Origin of the sequence: Nocardia sp. NPDC052254 (genome assembly GCF_040679495.1) — a bacterium.
GTDB lineage: Bacteria > Actinomycetota > Actinomycetes > Mycobacteriales > Mycobacteriaceae > Nocardia.
The window spans coordinates 472157-490918 of the sequence record NZ_JBFAUW010000001.1 but is presented as its reverse complement, the minus strand read 5'-3'; the positions used below and the strand labels follow the sequence as shown (position 1 = coordinate 490918).

The following is an 18762-nucleotide window of genomic DNA, read 5'->3' as shown; positions in this document are numbered from 1 at the left end:
TGGCTGCGGGATCGATCGTGCCGGTCACGCCCGCACCCCCGCGTGCGCACCGGTCATGGTGGTCAGCGGTGCCGCGCCGGTCCAGCCGCAGGGCAGCCCGCAGCTGGCGATGATCTCTGATTCGCGGTGATCGTCGGCGAAGGTCCGGACGGTGCGCACGGCCTCGGCGGCGTAGCCGCAGCGCGGGCAGGTGCCGAAATAGTCGAGTATTTGACGGACCGCGATATCGACGGGCGGCTGCATCGGGACCTCCGGGTCACGAGTTCGGTTGTGCGGGAGTGCAATGACGGCGGGTACGGGAATCAGTCGAGGAACAGGTCCGGGATCGGGCGCTCGCCCCCGCCGTAGACCGACAGATCCCGGACGCCGGATTCGATGAGTACCTCGGCGTCGATGTAACAGTTTCCGGTGGTGTATGCGGCAGGGCGGGAAAGGATCTCGGCCGCCGCGTCGCCCATGATGCGCGGATCGCGCGCCGACTCCAGCATCGTCGCCCCGTCGCGCATGTTGGCCACCGCGGAGGTCGCGATATAGGTCTGCGGCCACAGGCAGTTCACCCCGATGCCCGCGGTCGCGAATTCGGTGGCCCACCCGAGCGACAGCAGGGTCATGGCGTACTTGGACTGGGTGTAGGCCGGATGCGCGCCCACCCAGCGCGGACTGAGATTCAGGGGCGGGGAGATGGTCAGCACGTGCGCCTCGCCGGATTCCCGCAGATGCGGCAGACATGCCTGGGTCAGCAGGAAGCTGCCGCGGACATTGATCTCCTGCATGAGATCGAAGCGTTTGACGGACAGGGATCCGGTCGGTTCCACGGCGATCGCACTGGCGTTGTTGACGCAGATGTCGATGCCGCCGAAATGATCGACGGCGGTCTGTGCCGTGCGCAGGGTGTCGGCCTCGTTGCGGACATCGCCGACCACGGCCACGGCCTTACCGCCCGCGGCCTCGATCTCGGCGACGGCCGTGTGCACGGTGCCGGGCAGTTTCGGATGGGGCTGCGCGGTTTTCGCCAACAGGACGATATTGGCGCCGCGGGCGGCCGCGGCCAGGGCGATCGCCAGGCCGATCCCGCGGCTGGCGCCGGAGACGACCATGGTGCGGCCGGCCAACGGATATGCGGGCATGGGGCTCCTCGAAGTCAGTCGTTCGCCTCTGATGGTATTGGCATTCTCTTTTTTTGCAAGTAACGTATTCAAAGATGAACGACGACGTCCTGACCTCTTCCGGTATCCCGCTCGCCCCGGTCTACGGACCCGAGGATCGCGCCGCCGAGCCGCCGGCCCCGGGTGAGTTCCCCTTCACCCGAGGCAATTTCGCGAAGGGTTACCGGGGCCGGTTGTGGACCTTCCGGCAATACTCGGGGTTCGGCACCGCCGAGGAATCCAATCGCCGCTACCGCTATCTGCTCGAACAGGGCGGCACCGGTTTGTCGGTGGCGCTGGATCTGCCGACCCAATGTGGTTACGACTCCGACGATCCCGAGGTGGGTGAGGAGGTCGGCCGGGTCGGCGTGGCCGTGGACACTCTCGCCGACGCGGAGATCCTGTTCGACTCGATTCCGCTGGACAAGATCAGCACCAGCTTCACCATCAACGGCACCGCCGCGATTCTGCTGGCGCTCTATGTGGCCGCCGCCGAACGCAAGGGGGTGCCGCGGGCGAAGCTGACCGGCACGATCCAGAACGACATCCTCAAGGAATACGCCTCGCGTGGCACCTGGATCTGGCCGGCGCAGCCCTCGCTGCGGCTGATCGCCGACACCATCGAATTCTGTGCCGCCGAGGTTCCGCGGTTCAACGCGATCTCGGTGGCGGGCGCGCACTTCCGCGACGCGGGCGCCACCGCGGTGCAGGAGATGGCCTTCACCCTGGCCGACGGTGTCACCTACTGCGACACCGTGGTCGAGCGCGGGCGGATGAGCATCGACGAATTCGCCCCGCAGATCTCCTTTTTCTTCTACACCCACGGCGACTTCTTCGAGGAGGTCGCGAAATATCGTGCGGGACGGCGCCGCTGGGCCACGCTGGTGCGCGAACGCTACGGCGCGACGACCGATCGGGCGTCGATGTTCCGGTTCGGCTGCGTGTCCGGCGGTGCTTCGCTGTACGCGCCGCAGGCGCAGAACAATCTGGTGCGGGTCGCCTATGAGGCGATGGCCTCGGTGCTGGGCGGCGTGCAGTCGATGTTCACCGCCGCCTGGGACGAGCCGTTCGCCCTGCCCAGCGAGGAGTCGGCGACGATGGCGCTGCGTACCCAGCAGATCCTGGCCTACGAGACCGGTGTCACCCGGGTCGCCGATCCGCTGGGCGGTTCCTACTTCGTGGAGGGGCTCACCGACGCGACCGAGGAGCGCATCGTGGAGATCATGGCCGATCTGGAGGCGCACGGCGGCATGGTCCGCTGTATCGAGGACGGCTATCTGCAGGGCCTGATCGCCGACGAGGCCTACCGCGCCCACCAGGACATCGAATCGGGTCGGCGGCCGATCGTCGGTGTCAACCGGTTCACCTCCGACGAGCCCGCACCCGAGATCGGCACCTACGAATTGGATGCCGCGGGAAGAGATCTGCAGTTGAAGCGACTGGCCACGGTCAAGTCGGAACGCGATTCCGGCGCGGTCGCCAGCACATTGTCGGCGCTGTCGCGCGCCGCCGAGGGAGACGAGAATCTGATGCACCGGCTCATCGATTGCGCCAATGCCTACTGCACGGTGGGGGAGATGACCGCCGCGCTGAAATCGGTGTGGGGCGAGTTCCAGCAGCCGGTGGTGTTCTGATGCCCGCGCGCGTACTGGTCGCCAAACCGGGGCTCGACGGGCACGATCGCGGCGCCAAGATCGTCGCGCGCACGCTACGCGATGCCGGGTTCGAGGTCGTCTACACCGGAATTCGCCGCCGGGTGGAGGAGATTGTGTCGATCGCCGTCGCCGAGGATGTCGCGGTGGTCGGGCTGAGCATTCTGTCGGGCGCCCATCTGGGCCTGACCACCAAGGTGGTGGCCGGGTTGCGCGAAGCCGACGCCGGCGACATCGCGGTGGTCGTGGGCGGCACCATCCCGCAGTCCGACGTTCCGCGCCTGCGCGAGGCGGGGGCAGCGGCGGTATTTCCGACCGGTACTCCACTGGACCGGCTGGTGGCCGAGATCCGCGCCCTCACCGGCGCCGTCGCGCCCACGCCGGAATCGTGCTGATGCGCGGCTGAGCCCCGCTCGCATCACGAACCGGTGGCGATCGGCGCCCGCCGCTGTTGCCTGTAATGAACTCGTGCCCGTTTTCACAGGTTGAACACGGTCCGGACTGACATAGTCAGGGCAAGCGGTTTCCGTTGCGGGCAGCTTCGGTATCGGTCGTGGTCGCACGATCGCCACCGGGGCCGAACGGGACCGCGATCGGCAGGGGCAGTCGAGGAGGTCCGCCGTGCACACAGCGGTGACGACGGCAATCACCCGGCGTGAGCTGATGCGGCTCACCGGGATCACAGCGCATTCGGTCAGCCGTCGCGGCGGCCGGTCACTCAACGCCGACGCGGTGTCGGGCTATATCGATTCCGCGGTCGGTCGCAGCGCGTTCGCGGTGGCCGACGGAATCGGTGACCATCTGCTGGCCGCGCGGGCGGCGCGGACCGTGGCCCGGGTCGCTGCCCGCGTCGCGATCGGCGGTAGCGCGGTCGCGGGACTACTTGCGGCACAACAACAGTTGCTGCGCGAATTCCCCGAACCCTCCGCCGACAGCTGCATGGTGGTCGCGGTCGGACCGACGCCGGACCGGGTCGACGGACCCTGCGATATCGCCTGGGTCGGTGACTGCCGGGCCTACCACTGGAACGGCCGGGTCCTGCACCAGGTCACCAGCGACCACACCGTCGCGGAGATGATGAGCGCGCGCGGCGTCACCGTCGCTCCGCGGATGCATCATCTGGTGACCACCTCGGCGCGCACGGTGCGTCCGGAGGCGGTGGGGCACGGCATCACCGGCACCGGAATCGGACGCTGGCTGCTGAGCACCGACGGTGTGCACAAGACACTGGCCATGACCGACATCAAGCGGATCCTGGCCGAATCGGACTCCGCGGCCGTGGCGGCCGATACGCTCGCCGACTCGGCGATCCGGGCCGGAGCCACCGACAACACCACCGCGCTGGTCTTCGATCACCGGTGACGTGGCGGCACTCCGGCGGCGGCGGTCGCCAGAATCCGGCGGTGCCGGCCGGGCAGGGCGCGGAACAGCGCGCTCATGGCGGCGGCCGTCCCGCGCAGGTCCGCGCGCCCGGACAGATACGCGCGCTGCAGTTGCGGTGGCAGTTCGAAGAAGGTGTCGAAGAACGGCGCGACATCGTGCGGCGGTAATGCGAGCAGTGCCCGCAGACCGGCTGTGCGCAATGCGTGCACCGCTCGCGCAGAGGCCGGCCACAGCGGCTGCCCGGCGGCGACGGGATCGGCCGCCGACAGGGCCGCGGCGACGCTGTATCCGGTCGCCGGGTGCAGCAGTGCACCGGCCGTGCCGAACCGGCCCTCGCGCGCCACGCCGCCTTCGAGTGGGAATCGCACCCGCTCGGTGACATCGATGTCGTCGAATTCGATTGCGCGCGCGTGCAATCGATACTCCAGACGCTGCCGCAGCAGGTCGAGGCCCAGGGCGGGACGCCCGGCCAGACAGGTCTCCTCGTACAGCGTCCGTCCATCGCCGAGAGCGAGGGTGTAGAGGAACGACGGCAGCTCGCCGGGAGCGGCGCCGTTGTCGGGCAGCCAATCCATGAACACCGTCGGCGCCTCGCCGCGCAGTACGACTCCGTAGGCGGTCTGTTCGGCGCGACGGGGGCGGCGGGCCAGGCCCCGCGCGTCGACGATCCGGTGTGCGGTGAGCGGCGCACCGGAAGCCGGCCGGACCCGCCCCGGCCAGTCGATTTCGGCGACCCGGTCGGCGATCACCCGTACCGCCGCCAGATCGAGGCTGTCCTGCAGAGCGGCGGTGTCGAACACCAGATATGCCCGCGACAGCGTGAACCATCGGGTGCCGCGCGCCCGCGGCCGGTCGGTCACCGCCGCGACGACACGCGGCGCGAGCCAGTCCGGCAGCTCGTCGGCCCAGGCCGCGTAGGTGGCCTGCCAGCGGCGTTCCGGTCGTGGATCGATGGCGATCACCGACAGCCCGCGCCGCGCCGCGCGATGTGCCAGTGCGCGCCCGGCCGGTCCCAGACCGCACACGATCAGATCCGCGTCCACCCCGCTATTGCAGCAGATGGGGAGCCGGTCGCGTCCATCCGTCGCCGCACCGGTCCGGTAGGGTCGCAAGTCGATGCCCGGGGGGACGAACCGCGGAGGGCACTGCCCCGGGACGTGGAAGGTGGCAGCAGATGACGTATCCCCCCGGCCCGGGCCCGTACGGCCAAGGCCCGCAACAACCCCACGACGGCGGCTGGGGTCGTGACCCCTACCAGCCGGGTGGTGGCTGGGACGCGCAGCCGACGGGGTGGGAGGCGCCCTCGTGGGATCAGCAGCAGCCGCCGCAGCAGCCGAGCTGGGATCAGTCCGGTTACGGCGGTGGTTACGGACCGCCGCCACCGCCGAAGAACAACAGCGGGTTGATCGTCGGCATCGTGTTCGGTGTCATCGCGCTGCTCGTCGTCGGTATCGGCATCGCGGTGGTCGCGACCCGGGATTCGGGGAGCAAGAACGAGGCGGGGGCCGGCAGTACACCGGCGCTGGTGCCCGCGACCGAGGAGACCACGACCGCCACCACCGAGCCGGACACCACCGCACCGGATTCCGGCACCTCTCCGCACGTCAGCTACCAGGAATACGCCAAGAACTGGGACTTCAAGCTGGGTGAGGTCGAGTTGCACGCCGACTGGGTGCAGGGCCGTGACCATGCCAGCTGCTCCGATATCGAGGTCGGCGGCAAACTGACCGGGCTGGGCTGCCGGTACGCGGCGGAGATGGTGTACAAGGCGGAGAACGGCTCGCTGATGCTGACCCAGTTCATCATGGGGATGGACAGTGCGGCGCAGGCCGAGGCGGCGCCGGGGCAGTACACCGACGCCGATCTGAAACTGCGGCCCGGCACCTATGTGGACCACTTCGCCGTCGGCAAGTGGAAGGACGACGCCGAGAAGGACTACCTGGTGGTCACCTTCGCCACCGCCACGAACGCGGTGGACGAGGAGACGGCCAAGAAGTACCTGAAGTACCGGCATACCGACACGGTGGGCGCCCTCAGCTTCCGCTGAGCTCAGATACCGCCGGTGGCCAGCAGACCGCCGTCGACCCGTACCACCTCGCCGGTGATCCACGACGCCTGCTCGGATACCAGGAAGCCGACCAGGGCGGCCACGTCCTCGGGTGTGCCGAGCCGGCGCAGCGGGTAGGTGCCGGCGACGGCGTCCTCGTTGTCGGTGTACAGGGCATCGGCGAATTTCGTCTTCACCACGCCGGGGGCGACCGCGTTGACGCGGATCGAGGGGCCCAGCTGCCAGGCCAGTTCCTCGGTCAGCCGGATCAGCGCGGCCTTGGAGGCGCCGTAGGCGGCGATCACGCCGGTGGACCGGATACCCGCGACACTGGCCAGATTCACCACCGCGCCGCCGTGCTCACCCATCCACGCCCGGTGCGCCTGCTGCACATAGCCCAGCGCCGCGACGACGTTGACGTCGAAGATCTTGCGCACCGCGTCGAGATCGGCGTCCATCAGCGAGCCGAATACCGGATTGATGCCGGTGTTGTTGATCAGGATGTCGAGTGAGCCGAATTCGGCGACCGCCGCGGCGACCTGTTCGGCGCGCGCCGACTCGTCACCCGAATTACCGGCCACCGCAAGCACTTTCCCGGGATGGCCGAGAGCGCGCAGCTCCTCGGCCGCCGCGGTCAGGGGCTCCGGCTTGCGGGCGGTGATCAGCACGTTCGCGCCGCGGCGCAACAGTTCGGCCGCCACCGCGTGCCCGATACCACGACTGGCGCCACTGACCAGCGCGCCCTTTCCCAACAGATCATCGGTCATGTGAGCCGACGATACGTCAGGCCCGCGATCTGCCCGGACCGGCCCGGTGATCAGGTTCCGGGCGGTCCGGCCAGGTGCGGGCGGGTGCTGCGCAGCACCTGGAAGCCGGCGCCGGAGATGATGACCGGAATGCGCCGTGCCGCTTGCAGATAGCGGATCCGCCCGGATTGGGGCAGGTCCTGCCACGGCAGCGGCTGCGCGTCGTCGGGGTCGTCGTGCGGGGCGCGGTCGAGTCGTTCCTTGCGCAACTGCGTCATCCGGCGGTCGTATTCGAACCGGGCCAGCAGTCCGATCTCGTCGTCGTCGAAGCCGATCTCGAAGGCCGGTTCGAAGGCGGGAACCATGAAATAGCCGATGGCGGCGAGATTCTCGCCGATACCGCGGGCCTGCGCCCGATAGATCTGCCGGTCGGCTTCGCTGAGCTCGTCCCAATGGCGCAGGTCGGCGGCATCGGCGGGGGCCTGTCCGGTGGTCATGACGGTGTGCGCGCGGGCCTGGTGATCGACCCGTTCGCTGGTTTCGTGCAGCGCCCGGCCGAGCTGTTCGCTGACCCGGCCGGTGACGAATCCGGTGAGACTGTCGATGACCCGATCCTGGGCGTTGAGCCGGGCCTTCATGCGCCGGCATTCGTGCAGGATGGCCTCGGCGTCGAGGAAGGTCTGCTCGGATCGGCGGTCACCGGTGCGGCCGAGCACGTCTTGGCCGACCATGATCACGATCATGAAGATCAGCTGGGCAAGCGTCGACAGGAACGCCATGAAGGCGAAGGGATACGGGTCGACGGTCTGAATGCCGAACTCGGACAGCAGAACCCAGATCAGCTGTGAGAACAGCGCCAGATAGAAGCCCCAGACGCTGCCGAGCCGGCGGGTCAGCCACACCGCGATGCGGTCGTTGGTGCTGACCGCCTGATCGCGTGCCTGCGGCGGTGCCTGCACCCGATGGCGGCGAATCCAGGGATGTGGTGTCGATTCGAGCAGACTCAGGCCGCGGCTCAGTGCGCGATCGTGGCGATCGAGGTGGGCCTGCAGATCGGCGACCTGAGCGAAGATCGCTTCGGTATTGCGATGGGTCTGGATCGACCGCTCGTCGTCGGCGGCACTCAGAACCCGCTGGCCGACCAGAATGACCAGGCACAACACCAGTTGCGCGACATTGTTGACGAACAGCAGGAAGGGAAACGGATACGGGTCCGCACGATGCAGCGGCCCCCAGGTGGCCAGTGCCATCCACGATCCGAAGACGACGAGCACGACGTACAGGGCCGGCATGGAGCCCACCCAGCGGGTCAGCACCGCGGCCACGGTGTCGTTGAATCCGATGCGCTCGTCGGCCGTTGTCACCGCGGCGGCGTGCGCACTGTCCGCGCGGCTGTCGCTGTCCACCTTCGGTCCCCTCGCAGTCCTCGTCCGATCTCGCACTGTACTTGCCACTCACGGGAAGTCTGCGCCGGTGTGCCGCCCGGATGCGGAATGTGTTGCGCGGCCGCGACAGTGCGTCCGCTGTCGCGGGGAAGCGAAACATCGTGGGTCGCCGGTCCGATCAGTGGAATGTGAGTATCAAGGGCCTGTCGGCGGCTCAGCAGCGTGCGGCGCTTCGCAGGCTGGTGGTGGCCTTCGGCGAAATGAACGCGATCGTCGACCTCGCCGCGCACGCGGGGACGCCGGATCTGCGCGCGCGTGCCGAATCCGCCCGGGATCTCCTGGGTGAGCTGGTCGCCGATATCGCGCGCCCGGGTGGTGACCGCAGCTGCGCGGTGCCCGCACCCGATCTCCCGGACGCCGAGGGCGATGAGCGTCGCCGACGCCGGGCCGTGCTCCGCACCGGTCGCCGGCGAGCCTGGATCGGCAGTGCCGGCAAGCGTTGTGGTACAGCGACATTCGACACCGCGGCCCGGCGGCTGTGGCTACGCGCCGAGCGGCGCCCGCACTGACCCGGTGATCGGCGGCAGCGGTCGATACACTGTGCCGGAAATGGGTTCTCGATGGTGAGAATCGCCATTGCGGCAGAGGAGGAATTCGTGGACAGCGAGGTCGTGGTCGTCATCGGTGTGGGTGGTATGGGGCTGGCGATCGCCCGCCGGACGGGTCCGGGCCGCCGGGTGCTGCTCGCCGACTTCCACGAGCCGACGTTGACCGCGGCCGCGGATCTGCTGCGTGGTGAGGGCCACGATGTCCGGACCCGTGTCGTGGATGTCTCCGATCCGGCCTCGGTGGCCGAATCGGCGCTCGCAGCAGCCGAACTCGGCCGCGTCACCCACGTGGTCCACACCGCGGGGTTGTCCCCCGCGCAGGCGAGTGCGAGCGCGATCGTGCAGGTCGATCTGATCGGTGTGGCGCTGGTTCTCGAGGAATTCGGCCGGGTGGTCGCGGCGGGCGGCGCCGGAGTGGTGATCGCGAGTATGGCCGGACATATGGCACCGCCGATGCCCGGTGAGCAGGAACGCGCGCTGGCGGTGACGCCGGCCCGTGAACTGGCCGGCCTGGCCTTCCTGGGGCCCGACGCGGTGGCCGAACCCGCATTGGCGTATGTGATCGCCAAGCGCGCGAACATCGTTCGGGTACAGGCCGCGGCGGGGGCGTGGGGCCGGCGTGGGGCGCGAATCAACTCGATCAGCCCCGGGGTGATCTCGACACCGATGGGCCGTACGGAACTCGACGGCGACTCGGGTGCGGGGATGCGGGCGATGGTCGAGGCCTCGGCGACCGGCCGTCTCGGCACACCCGACGACATCGCCGCCGCGGCGGGGTTCCTGCTGGACTCGGCCGCGTTCGTCACCGGTACCGATCTGCTCGTCGACGGGGGTGTGGTGGCGGCGATGCGCACTCAGGCCTGGGCGGGCTGATCGTCGTCCGGCGGTGCGCCGCACCGGTTTTCCAGGCGTCGCTGCAGGCCGTCGATGACGACGGCGATGTCGAACTGGAATTGCCGGCCGATCAGGGCGTCGGCATCGTGCGCGCCGGCGATGGCGCGCAACAGGGGAAACTCCTCGGTCCCATACAGCGTCCGGCTCACCGCCGCGGCCTGTGCGTCGATCGGTCCGTGGCCGGCGTCGAGGGCCTCGCGGGCGGCGGCCTGGGCGATCTGCGCGATCAGTTTCAGGGTGCGCCCGGCCTCCCCGGGGCTGAGCCCGGCGCCGACCAGGGTCGCCACGATTCGCTCCACCACCGCCAGCGCCGACAGTCCGGCCTTTCCGTCGAAGCGCACATAGGAAATGAGTACGCCCACCTGGACGAGGACGTCGACGACCGCGACGGCGAACAGGTGCAGCAGTTCGCGCCAGTCGTCCCGTTCGGGCACGACGACCCGGCGGAAGCCGGCGTCGAAGGCGTCGAAGGCGACGAGTTCGAGCAGCCCCTGCCGGTCGCTGACGTGATAGTTGAGCGATTTGCGGTCCACGCCGAGCGCGTCGGCGACCGCCTGCATGGTCAGATCCTCGGGCGCGACCGTGCGCGCGGCGGCGATGATGCGGTCGCGGCTCAGCCGCGGTGGTCGTCCCCGTCCACGGGCCGCGGTGCCCACGGGGTCACCACCCGGACTCGGTGGCCGGGAACGACCGGAACCGGTGGGCATCGTCGAGGCGGCCCGGTGCGCGCCGCGCCGCCTCGTACATGGTGAGCGGGATGTCGTCACCGGATTCGACCAGCAGCCGGGTCAGCCGCAGGGCGGCGAGTTTCCATTCCCCGTCACCGCGCACCCAGCGCTCGCGGTAGTGGCCGTATCCGGTGCGGGAGCGTCCGTCGTCCCAGACGACGCGATCGTGCATGGTCCACACGACGCGCGCCTCCTCGGCGTCCACATCGAACATGGGCATGTGCGCCTGGTGGACCGAACGGGAGTCGGCCAGCGCGCGGCGGAGCATGTCGAGTACCGCCTCGCGGCCGACCAGGACGGGCACCCGGTCGTCACCGTCGCCGACGTCGAATTCCACATCGGAAGTCATCAGGGCGCCCAGTGCGCCCCAGTCCCGCGCGTCGAGGTTGTAGCAGTACTGCGCCTTGGCCTGGGTGAGCTCGTAGGTGGCATCGACGGTGCCGGGATGTCCCATGGCTTGCCTTCGCTGTTTCCGCACCGACGCCGCCGCCGGCGAACCTGCCGGTCGGGTCGTCGGCCGGCCGCGGCGCGCCGCACGACGCTGGGCGACGACGCCGCGCCGTTCAGGATATCCGTTTTTCCCGGACGGGGAAAATATTTTCGTGAATTCGATGCCGTTCGTTCACGGAGCCGTCCGGCTACGATGGCGGCGGCCTGCGGAGGACGGCCGGGCAGGAGAGCGTGATGGTGTCGAGGGCCACCGGACAGCGGCGCCGGCCGACCCAGGAGCGGGCCAAGGCGACCCGCGAGCACATCCTCGACACGGCGGCGCGGGTGTTCGGTGAGCGGGGCATCGCGCAGACCTCGACCAATCGGATCGCCGCCGAAGCGGGGCTGAGCATCGGCACCGTCTACCGGTACTTCTCCGATCGCACCGTCATCGTCGAGGAATTGCTCGCCCGGCTGCTCGAGAACATCGAAAGACGCGCCACCGAGCGGGTTTTCGAGCTGTCGGACGCGACGACTTACGAAGTGACCGACCGACTGCTCGCGTCGATCGCCGAGGAACTGGTCGCCAACGCCCTGCTGGTGCGGGCACTGGTCGCGGGGGTGCAGTTCTACAGCAGCGGAATTCCCGAGTTCGAACCCCGGCTCCGGTTGCTGATGAAGGTGATGCTGATCCAGTTACTCGGGCCGGGTGACGACCACGAGTACGACGTGATGACCTTCGTTCTGGTCAACACCGGATTCTCGGCGGTGCTGCGCGCCTCGGCCGTGGAAGTGGGCGCCGAGCAACGGCGCGAGGTCATCGATGTGACCGCTCGGATGATCGGCGACTGGATCGACGACGAGGCCGCGCGCCGATCATCCGATGCGGTGGTACCACCGCACTGAGCGGCGCTAGATGAGGGTGCCGAGATCGTCGGCCACGATGCGCTCGAGTGCTCGTTCGGCGACCGCGGCGATGGTCATGGACGGATTGCACGCGGCGGTGCTGCCGGGAATCAGCGCGCCGTCGAGAACGTAGAGCCCGGGCTTGCCGTGCACCCGGCCCTCGAGATCGCACACCTGGCCCATCGCGGCACCGCCGAGCGGATGCCAGGTGCTGGGCACGACGGTATTGGTGTCGACCACGGCCGCACCGGGCCCGGCGATGGCGTGCACGCGTTCGGCGATGCGGCCCTGTAGATCGGCGTCGCCGTTCACGGGCCAGAACAGCTTCGCGTCGTCGGTGGCCGCGTCGTAGGCCAGATGTCCGCGGCCCTTCGTGATCCCGAATCCCACCAGCATCGTCGAGCGCGCGTCGACACCGGTCGGCGGAATCGACGCCTGGATCACGGTATTCGCGATCGCCGGGTCGTCCCACTCCTTGCTGCCGTAGACGACCGGACCGCCCTGCTCGGTGCCGAAATCATCGGTCGCGCTGGTCCAGGTGAAGATCCGGTCGCCGTTGTTGCCCCATCCGCTGCCCAGCCCGTCGGGCATGTCCGGGATGTGGTTCTTGGCCGAGGCCCGCAGCAGCAGTTTCGTGGTGTTCACGCTGCCCGCCGCCATGATCAGCGCCTTCGTGGTGATGACGAGATGCTCGACGGTGGTGCCCGAGGGATCGAGCCGGTTCACCTCGATCTGCCAGCGGCCGTCGGGCAGCATCGCGACGTCGGTGACCTCGTGCAGGGTGCGGACGGTGGCGCGCCCGGTGGCCTCGGCCTGGGCCATGTAGGTCACGTCGACGGAGTTCTTGCCGCCGTTGTTCACGCCGAGCGCGCAGTCGCCGTTGGTGTAGGACGGCTTCATCTCGCCGCGCAACTCCCGCAGCGCGAAGGTCCAGTCGATGGGCATCGGGATCTTCGACAGCGGGTAACCGGCGGCGGCGACATTGCGGGCGAACGCGCGTGCGGGCAGATAGTTCGGACTGTCGATCAGCGCGTCCGGTGCGACGTCGGCGCCGAGCATCTTGGCCACGCGCGGATAGTGGACGCGGTCCATCGTCGCGTAGTCCAGTTCGGCGGGCAGCACGGTCGTGAACGCGGCCTCGGTCGGCTGCAGGGTCATGCCCTGGTACACCAGCGATCCACCGCCGACGCCGGCGGCGCACACCGAGGTCATGTTCTCGCCGACGACGGTCTCGAGCAGTCCGGCGTAGGGCTCGAGCGCCACCGGCTGCCCCAGTACCTGGGGTGCGGAGCGGTGCCACAGCATCCGCTTGTCCGGGCGCGAAGGGTGCGGGAAGGTGTCGGCGTTGGGGCCGGTGGGCCAGCGCATACCCCGCTCGAGGACCAGGACACCGACGCCGGCCTGGGCCAGGCGCAGAGCGCTGACACCACCACCGAAGCCGGATCCGATGATCACGACACGATGGTCTTCGCGGTTCGTCGGGACCGATGTTCGTCGCCCCGTGCTCATCCAGGGCTGGGCGCTCGCACTGGCCGCGGTGGCCAGGGTCAGTCCGGCGGCCGCTGCACCGGCCAGGAACGAGCGTCGCTTCATCGGGGACATGCACACTCCAAAAAAGACCTACAGGTACGTAACACTGATCGATCGGTTCGCCCCGGTTCACATAGGGTGCGGAGGGGCGGTCGCGTCCGACAAGTCAACCGGACACTTTCGTCCGGTTGCTAGGGCAGTGTGTATGAAGGTCCGCGCCTCGTCAACCGCAACGTGTTCCGCGACCGGTAGCCGATTCGGTGCTGTGAAACCCGGTCTCGCCGAACGGTGCTCGAATATCCGAGGCCGGCCCGCCCGGTGTGGGATCACGAGGCGTGCGGCGGCGTGTCGCCGGTGCGGTAACGTCAGTGTGATGACCGCGTCCCCCCGGGCCAACAGAGGGCCGAAGGCAGCTGCGGAGAACCGGAGGGCCTTGGTTCGCGCCGCGCGGGAAGTCTTCGCCGAGAACGGATTCGACGCACCGCTGAGTTCGATCGCCCGGGCCGCGGGCGTCGGGCCCGGGGTGCTGTACCGGCACTTCCCGAACCGCGAATCGATGATCCTGGCGGTGTTCGACGACAATGTCGTCGCCATCGAGGAGGTCGCGCAACGGTCGGCGACGACGGCGGAGGATCTGCTCGATTTCATCGTCGACCAGATCGCGGAATCGGCCGGATTCGTCGCGACCATCGACCCGACCGGATTCGACGATCCCCGCCTGTTCGAGGTATCGCGCCGGTTGGTGGATCTGATCGCGGGCAAGCTCGAGCGCAGGCGCGCCTCGCTGCGCGCCGATCTCGGCGCCGACGATGTGGTCATGGCCCTGGCGATGCTGGCCGCGATTCTGATCAAGACACCGCTGCCGGACCGCAAGGCCACCGCCAGGCGTGCGTGGGTACTGCTGATGCGCGGGCTGCGGGAAGACTCCCCAGCGGGAGCCGCGTGACCCGGTAGCCCGCGCGTCGTGGTTCAGGCCACCAGATCGGTGGAGTCGAACGGGGCGAAGAACGCGCCCATCCCGCCCGCGCCCAGGACATCGCCGAGCGCGATGAAATCGTAGGTGTCCCCGGACTTTCCGGTGATGGCGCGGAATTCGGTGCGGAGGTCGGCTCCCGCACGCTGGGTGAGCAGCGCCCGATCCCGGGACAGATCGATTCCGGGGCAGTTGCGTTCGACATGGGTGAGCATCAGATACAGGCACAGTTGCTCGGCGGGTGTCGCCGGCTCGGGCCGCAGCCCGCGCGCGAGCTGGGTACCCAGCTGATCGAAGGTCTGCGCCAGATAGAACAGGAAGACCGGGCGTGGACTGTGCAGCAGAACCGCGCGTGCCCGATCACCGAGCGCGCCGGCCGCGGTACACAGGGACTCGGCGGGTAACGGGGCCTGTCCGTCGAAGTCGCTCATCTGGTTCTCCCAATCTGGTCGTGCGGGTGCGGCCGCGGGGCCATCGCGGTCGCGGTCGCGGCCGCGATGGCCCCGGCGGTCAGTGCGCGGTGGCGCCGGTGCTGGGCCGGTTGTAGAAGCGAAGCAACACCAGTGCCAGGACGAAGGCCACAGCGGCCGCGCCGGCGAAGAGGTAGAAAATGTTGGTGTAGGCCGCGCCGTCGGGCAGCTGGGCCATCGGCCCGGTATTCAGTTTGCGGTCTTCGACGTGCCCGGGGGCGTTGATATGAAGAATCAGCGGGTTGGCCGACATGATCGCGGCGACGGCCGCGGTGGCGGCCGCGGTGCCGAAACTGTTGAAGGCGCCGTACATTCCGGCACTGATGCCCTGCTGTTCCTGCGGTACCGCCTCGACCACCATGTTGGGCAGTGTGCCCAGGTAGGCGCCCGCGCCGACACCGATCACGAGGGCGATCAGGGCCATCTGCCAGACATGGTCGTGGAATTTCGCGAAGAGCAGACACCCCACCAGAAAGGCGACGGTCGAGGCGAGATAGGGCTTGAGCAGCCCGATCCGGGTCGACATCCATCCACACAGCGGAGCGATCAACACGTAGACCACCGCCAGGCCCAGCATGGTCTGCATGGTGAACTGCAGCAGCGTCAGATTGAAGCCGGGCAGTGTGCCGCCCACCGAGAAGTACTGGGTGACCATCGACGGCGGGACCTGTATGTGCATCTGTTCGGAAGCCTGCTGGGCGGCCTGGGCCGCGGCGCCGTCGACGATCTGTTTCTTGATGGCGTCGCCCTCGGCGCCGCCCGGCGTCTCGGCGAGGTACCCCATCGCGTAGGACAGACCCTGCATGATGCCGACCGACAGGAATGCCGCGATGAGAATTCCGCCGAAGCGCGGGGCGCGAAGGAGTTTCGGATCCATGATCGGCTCGGGTGTGAACAGCTCCCAGGCGTAGAACAACACCAGCAGGATCACTCCGCCGATCAGCCAGCTCAGCGCCGACAGTTCACCCCAGCCCCAGGTACTGCCGTTGCTCAGGTAGATCAACACCCCGGCGATTCCGGCACCGAGCAGCAGTGCGCCGAGTAGATCTATCTTGACCTTGGCGCGCAGCTTGGTCTCGGGAACGAGCAGCGCCAACGGCAGGATCGTGACCACGGTCCAGATCACGCAGAACCAGAACAGCGAGCGCCAGCTGTAGTGGTCGGTGAGGACACCGCCGATGAGGGGGCCGAGAATCGCACCCACGCCGGTGCCGCCACCGGCGAGCGCGATCGCCATGTTCAGGTAGCGGCGCGGTGCGAGATCGCGAATCAGGCCGTAGGACACGAAGATCGCCGGGAAGGCGAGGCCCTGTAGTCCGCGCCCGATGAGCATCAGCGTCCATGAGGAGGTCATCGCATCGATCGCGCAGCCGATGATCGACAGCAGCAGGCAGAAGAGAATGACCTTCTTCTTGCCGACCAGATCGGACAACTTGCCGAACACCGGAACCGCCACGCCGCCGACCAGTGAGTACAGCGTGGTCAGCCAGGTGAGCTGGCCGGCGCTCTGGTCCGGGAAGGACTGCCCGATGTAGCGAGCGGTGAGCCCGATGAACGTGAAGTGGAACGGGACGATCTCGGTACTGGCCACGATGGCCAGGATGATCAGTGTGACCCGGAGTTTGGAGGCATTCTCGAGCCGCCCGGTGTCCTCATCGGGGCTCTCGACGCTGGTGGTCGCGGTTGCCATGGATAGTTCTCTCCTTCACCGCTACCCGTACGTAGGCTCGCAGCGGCCTGAGTGCGGTGAATCACATGATAGACAGGAGAGAATTCAATTTCCAACAAATGAGAAGGAGATTTCTGCAGCTATGTCAGGCGTCGCAATCGGGCGACGAGATCTGCGACGTCATCGGGCGCCGGATCGTAGTGCGGGAAGTAGCAGCAGATGTCACCGGCATGGCCGCCGAAGCGTTCGCGAGCCTGTGCTGCGCATTCGGCGGGAGTTCCCACCAGCGCGATGGTCCGCACCATCGGCTCGGTGATCAGCGCTCGCATCTCGCCGTGGCGCCCCTGTTTCGACAGCGCGTTGAGCGCGGGCTGTATCTCACCCCAGCCCTCCGCGTCGAGAACCGGCCGGTACGCCGGAGTCGAGGCGTAGAAGGCGATGAGACGCCCGACCGCGTCGACCGCGGCGGCCACCTCGGCGTCGGTTCGGCCCAGGGCCACCATGGCTTGCGCGACCACTGTGAAATCCCCGGGCTCGCGGCCGGAATTCGCCAGGCCGCGGCGCAGTGCGGGCACCGTGCGTTGCGCGAAATGGGTCGCGCTGTTGAACGGCATCACGAGCAGTCCGTCGGCGACCTCCGCCGCGGTGCGGGTCATCACCGGCCCGAGCCCGCCCATCAGAACCGGCGGCGGGCCATACGGATTGGGTCCGGGATCGAAGGTGGGTGGCATCAGGGTGTGGGTGAAGAATTCGCCGCGGAAATCCAGCGGCGCCCGGCCCTCCCACGCCGCGAGAATCGCCTTGACCGCGGCGACCGACTCACCGGTGCGCCGGGCCGGCTTCGCCCAGCGGGAGCCGTAGCGCTTCTCGATGTGGACGCGGATCTGGGACCCCAGTCCGAGCCGGAATCGTCCGGCGCTGAGCAGCTGAAGGTCGTAGGCGGTATGCGCCAGGTGCAGGGGACTACGCGGCCCGGCGATGGCCACATTGGTCATGATCTCGAGGCCGGTTTCGGTGGCCGCGGCGACGAGCGGCACGAAGACGTCGTGCGGGCCCTCGAAGGAGAAGACGCCGTCGGCCCCCAGCTCCGCGATCGCACGAGCACTCGCGCCCGCCCGGATCGGCGAACCCTCCACTTGCAGATGCACTTTCACCGCTTGGTCCTTCCGCCGGTGGCATCACGCTAGCCGACGTGCCCACGCCTCAGGACGGATGTGCGGCGACGAGGCATTGCAGGTGGTCCCACAGTTCGCTTTCGCGGCCCGGGTCATAGGAGGCGGGTGCGGAATCGGCCACCCGGTCGCGATCGATGTAGCTCCCGGTGGCCGCTTCGAGGTCCCCGGTCACCACCGCGGCGAGCCGGGCGCCGGCGGTCCGCGGTCCGGTGGCCAACGGGGTGAGGGTGAGCAGCGGCGCGATCCGCCGCACGGCGAACCGCGCGAGCGCACCGGCATTGCGGGTCAGACCGGTGCCGGGCACGAAACCCGGGTTGTAGGACAGGATCTCGACACCGGCGGGCAGCCTGCGCGCGTACTCGTGGACCAGGTGGATCATCGCCAGCTTGCTGGTCGAATAGGCCGTACGGCCCGCGGCCACGCTCGCCGGATCGGCGAAGGCGCCGGGACGGGCCAGGGCGTCGGGGTGGTGCCAGACCGGGCCGGGCACCATGCCGAGGTTGTGCCGGAAATCGCCGAAATGGGTGTCGCTGACCGTGATCACGATGCGCGAGGGAACCACGAACCGGTCGCTCAGCAGGCCCAGCAGCAGATGATTGGCCACCACGTTGACCGCGAAGGTGGCCTCCAGTCCGTCGTCGGTCGCGGTGAGGTCGTCGGTGTACTGCATTCCCGCGTTGCCGACGAATCCGGCCAGTGGCGGCACCTCGCCGCGATCCAGGAGGTCGTGGATCTGTTGCGCGGCGGCCCGGGTGCTCGACAGTGAGGACAGGTCCGCGGGCACCGCCGAGGCGGCGAATCCCGCCCCGGCCAGTTCGGCGCACACCTGCGCTCCGGCGTGCCCGCGGGCCAGTAGCAGCAGTCGGGTGTCGGGCGCCGTGCGCAGGATCTCCCGTGCCGCGACCCGGCCGATGCCCCTGGTCGCGCCCGTCATGACGAGGGTGTGCATGCCACGACGGTAACCCTGCTCGGGCCGGCGGGCTGCGCACGACGGGCGTGGGGGCACGACGATTCGCCCGCCG

20 protein-coding genes are annotated in these 18762 nt (G+C 68.7%); 8 read left to right on the top strand and 12 right to left on the bottom strand.

The genetic code is table 11. The annotated features are described in order from the left end of the window. Nucleotides 1-24: 24 nt before the first annotated feature. Both AB0L57_RS02215 and AB0L57_RS02210 read right to left on the bottom strand, forming a co-directional pair. Complete coding sequence (locus AB0L57_RS02215) at nucleotides 25-243, bottom strand: hypothetical protein (RefSeq protein WP_364955700.1); 219 nt, start codon at nucleotides 241-243, stop codon at nucleotides 25-27. 59 nt (nucleotides 244-302) lie between these two features. Beyond that, on the bottom strand, nucleotides 303-1127 hold the full coding sequence (locus AB0L57_RS02210) for an NAD(P)-dependent oxidoreductase (protein ID WP_364955697.1): 825 nt from the start codon (nucleotides 1125-1127) through the stop codon (nucleotides 303-305). 74 nt (nucleotides 1128-1201) lie between these two features. Here AB0L57_RS02210 and AB0L57_RS02205 point away from each other — a divergent pair, with 74 nt between their 5' ends. From AB0L57_RS02205 to AB0L57_RS02195, 3 genes are all read left to right on the top strand, one after another. Next, nucleotides 1202-2779 (top strand): methylmalonyl-CoA mutase family protein, encoded by a 1578-nt coding sequence (locus AB0L57_RS02205; RefSeq protein WP_364955694.1) that lies wholly within the window; start codon nucleotides 1202-1204, stop codon nucleotides 2777-2779. Next, nucleotides 2779-3192, top strand: coding sequence for a cobalamin B12-binding domain-containing protein (locus AB0L57_RS02200; protein WP_364955691.1), 414 nt, complete (start codon nucleotides 2779-2781; stop codon nucleotides 3190-3192). Before AB0L57_RS02205 ends, AB0L57_RS02200 begins: the two co-directional genes overlap by 1 nt. A 226-nt stretch (nucleotides 3193-3418) precedes the next feature. Next, nucleotides 3419-4159: a serine/threonine protein phosphatase gene (locus AB0L57_RS02195; RefSeq protein ID WP_364955688.1), complete on the top strand. Its 741-nt coding sequence runs from the start codon at nucleotides 3419-3421 to the stop codon at nucleotides 4157-4159. Here AB0L57_RS02195 and AB0L57_RS02190 read toward each other — a convergent pair. After that, a complete protein-coding gene (locus AB0L57_RS02190; protein ID WP_364955685.1) occupies nucleotides 4150-5223 on the bottom strand; it encodes a lycopene cyclase family protein in 1074 nt (357 codons plus the stop codon). The two genes, AB0L57_RS02195 and AB0L57_RS02190, sit on opposite strands and share 10 nt — an antisense overlap. Before the next feature lie 131 nt (nucleotides 5224-5354). Between AB0L57_RS02190 and AB0L57_RS02185 the strand changes: the two genes are divergently transcribed. Continuing rightward, a complete protein-coding gene (locus AB0L57_RS02185) occupies nucleotides 5355-6227 on the top strand; it encodes a hypothetical protein (protein WP_364955682.1) in 873 nt (290 codons plus the stop codon). 2 nt (nucleotides 6228-6229) lie between these two features. Here the strand turns inward: AB0L57_RS02185 and AB0L57_RS02180 are convergent, their stop codons facing one another. Together AB0L57_RS02180 and AB0L57_RS02175 are read right to left on the bottom strand one after the other, a co-directional pair. Beyond that, complete coding sequence (locus AB0L57_RS02180; protein WP_364955679.1) at nucleotides 6230-6994, bottom strand: SDR family oxidoreductase; 765 nt, start codon at nucleotides 6992-6994, stop codon at nucleotides 6230-6232. 50 nt (nucleotides 6995-7044) lie between these two features. Next, nucleotides 7045-8379, bottom strand: a complete 1335-nt coding sequence (locus AB0L57_RS02175; RefSeq protein WP_364955676.1) for a DUF1003 domain-containing protein — start codon at nucleotides 8377-8379, stop codon at nucleotides 7045-7047. Between the two features lie 167 nt (nucleotides 8380-8546). Here AB0L57_RS02175 and AB0L57_RS02170 point away from each other — a divergent pair, with 167 nt between their 5' ends. Beyond that, nucleotides 8547-8927: a hypothetical protein gene (locus AB0L57_RS02170; RefSeq protein WP_364955674.1), complete on the top strand. Its 381-nt coding sequence runs from the start codon at nucleotides 8547-8549 to the stop codon at nucleotides 8925-8927. An 87-nt stretch (nucleotides 8928-9014) separates the two neighbouring features. Next, nucleotides 9015-9839, top strand: coding sequence for an SDR family oxidoreductase (locus AB0L57_RS02165; protein WP_364955671.1), 825 nt, complete (start codon nucleotides 9015-9017; stop codon nucleotides 9837-9839). Here AB0L57_RS02165 and AB0L57_RS02160 read toward each other — a convergent pair. Next, a complete protein-coding gene (locus AB0L57_RS02160; protein WP_364955668.1) occupies nucleotides 9821-10516 on the bottom strand; it encodes a TetR/AcrR family transcriptional regulator C-terminal domain-containing protein in 696 nt (231 codons plus the stop codon). The two genes, AB0L57_RS02165 and AB0L57_RS02160, sit on opposite strands and share 19 nt — an antisense overlap. Before the next feature lie 4 nt (nucleotides 10517-10520). Continuing rightward, nucleotides 10521-11042, bottom strand: coding sequence for a nuclear transport factor 2 family protein (locus AB0L57_RS02155; RefSeq protein WP_364955665.1), 522 nt, complete (start codon nucleotides 11040-11042; stop codon nucleotides 10521-10523). A 230-nt stretch (nucleotides 11043-11272) separates the two neighbouring features. Between AB0L57_RS02155 and AB0L57_RS02150 the strand changes: the two genes are divergently transcribed. After that, nucleotides 11273-11923, top strand: a complete 651-nt coding sequence (locus AB0L57_RS02150) for a helix-turn-helix domain-containing protein (protein WP_364955661.1) — start codon at nucleotides 11273-11275, stop codon at nucleotides 11921-11923. A gap of 6 nt (nucleotides 11924-11929) precedes the next feature. Here the strand turns inward: AB0L57_RS02150 and AB0L57_RS02145 are convergent, their stop codons facing one another. Further along, nucleotides 11930-13525 carry a GMC oxidoreductase gene (locus tag AB0L57_RS02145; protein WP_364955658.1) on the bottom strand — a complete coding sequence of 532 codons (1596 nt, stop codon included), beginning with the start codon at nucleotides 13523-13525 and terminating at the stop codon, nucleotides 11930-11932. 301 nt (nucleotides 13526-13826) lie between these two features. Between AB0L57_RS02145 and AB0L57_RS02140 the strand changes: the two genes are divergently transcribed. Continuing rightward, entirely contained in the window at nucleotides 13827-14399 is a 573-nt protein-coding gene (locus AB0L57_RS02140) for a helix-turn-helix domain-containing protein (RefSeq protein ID WP_364955655.1), read from the top strand. 23 nt (nucleotides 14400-14422) lie between these two features. Here AB0L57_RS02140 and AB0L57_RS02135 read toward each other — a convergent pair whose 3' ends face one another. The 4 genes from AB0L57_RS02135 to AB0L57_RS02120 all read right to left on the bottom strand — a co-directional run bounded on the left by AB0L57_RS02135 (nucleotide 14423) and on the right by AB0L57_RS02120 (nucleotide 18689). Continuing rightward, the gene (locus AB0L57_RS02135; protein ID WP_364955652.1) at nucleotides 14423-14857 is read right to left on the bottom strand and encodes a hypothetical protein; all 435 of its coding nucleotides are present in this window, start codon (nucleotides 14855-14857) and stop codon (nucleotides 14423-14425) included. 79 nt (nucleotides 14858-14936) lie between these two features. Beyond that, a complete protein-coding gene (locus tag AB0L57_RS02130) occupies nucleotides 14937-16586 on the bottom strand; it encodes an MFS transporter (RefSeq protein WP_364955650.1) in 1650 nt (549 codons plus the stop codon). A 119-nt stretch (nucleotides 16587-16705) separates the two neighbouring features. Continuing rightward, the gene (locus AB0L57_RS02125; RefSeq protein WP_364955647.1) at nucleotides 16706-17719 is read right to left on the bottom strand and encodes a TIGR03617 family F420-dependent LLM class oxidoreductase; all 1014 of its coding nucleotides are present in this window, start codon (nucleotides 17717-17719) and stop codon (nucleotides 16706-16708) included. Nucleotides 17720-17768: 49 nt separating this feature from the next. Further along, on the bottom strand, nucleotides 17769-18689 hold the full coding sequence (locus tag AB0L57_RS02120; RefSeq protein ID WP_364955645.1) for an SDR family NAD(P)-dependent oxidoreductase: 921 nt from the start codon (nucleotides 18687-18689) through the stop codon (nucleotides 17769-17771). Nucleotides 18690-18762: the final 73 nt, after the last annotated feature.

Bases quoted from the DNA above. Each gene is read 5' to 3' on its own strand.
- AB0L57_RS02215 (WP_364955700.1), bottom strand. From the start codon at position 243: ATGCAGCCGCCCGTCGATATCGCGGTCCGTCAAATACTCGACTATTTC.
- AB0L57_RS02210 (WP_364955697.1), bottom strand. From the start codon at position 1,127: ATGCCCGCATATCCGTTGGCCGGCCGCACCATGGTCGTCTCCGGCGCC.
- AB0L57_RS02205 (WP_364955694.1), top strand. From the start codon at position 1,202: ATGAACGACGACGTCCTGACCTCTTCCGGTATCCCGCTCGCCCCGGTC.
- AB0L57_RS02200 (WP_364955691.1), top strand. From the start codon at position 2,779: ATGCCCGCGCGCGTACTGGTCGCCAAACCGGGGCTCGACGGGCACGAT.
- AB0L57_RS02185 (WP_364955682.1), top strand. From the start codon at position 5,355: ATGACGTATCCCCCCGGCCCGGGCCCGTACGGCCAAGGCCCGCAACAA.
- AB0L57_RS02180 (WP_364955679.1), bottom strand. From the start codon at position 6,994: ATGACCGATGATCTGTTGGGAAAGGGCGCGCTGGTCAGTGGCGCCAGT.
- AB0L57_RS02155 (WP_364955665.1), bottom strand. From the start codon at position 11,042: ATGGGACATCCCGGCACCGTCGATGCCACCTACGAGCTCACCCAGGCC.
- AB0L57_RS02150 (WP_364955661.1), top strand. From the start codon at position 11,273: ATGGTGTCGAGGGCCACCGGACAGCGGCGCCGGCCGACCCAGGAGCGG.
- AB0L57_RS02145 (WP_364955658.1), bottom strand. From the start codon at position 13,525: ATGTCCCCGATGAAGCGACGCTCGTTCCTGGCCGGTGCAGCGGCCGCC.
- AB0L57_RS02140 (WP_364955655.1), top strand. From the start codon at position 13,827: ATGACCGCGTCCCCCCGGGCCAACAGAGGGCCGAAGGCAGCTGCGGAG.
- AB0L57_RS02135 (WP_364955652.1), bottom strand. From the start codon at position 14,857: ATGAGCGACTTCGACGGACAGGCCCCGTTACCCGCCGAGTCCCTGTGT.
- AB0L57_RS02130 (WP_364955650.1), bottom strand. From the start codon at position 16,586: ATGGCAACCGCGACCACCAGCGTCGAGAGCCCCGATGAGGACACCGGG.
- AB0L57_RS02120 (WP_364955645.1), bottom strand. From the start codon at position 18,689: ATGCACACCCTCGTCATGACGGGCGCGACCAGGGGCATCGGCCGGGTC.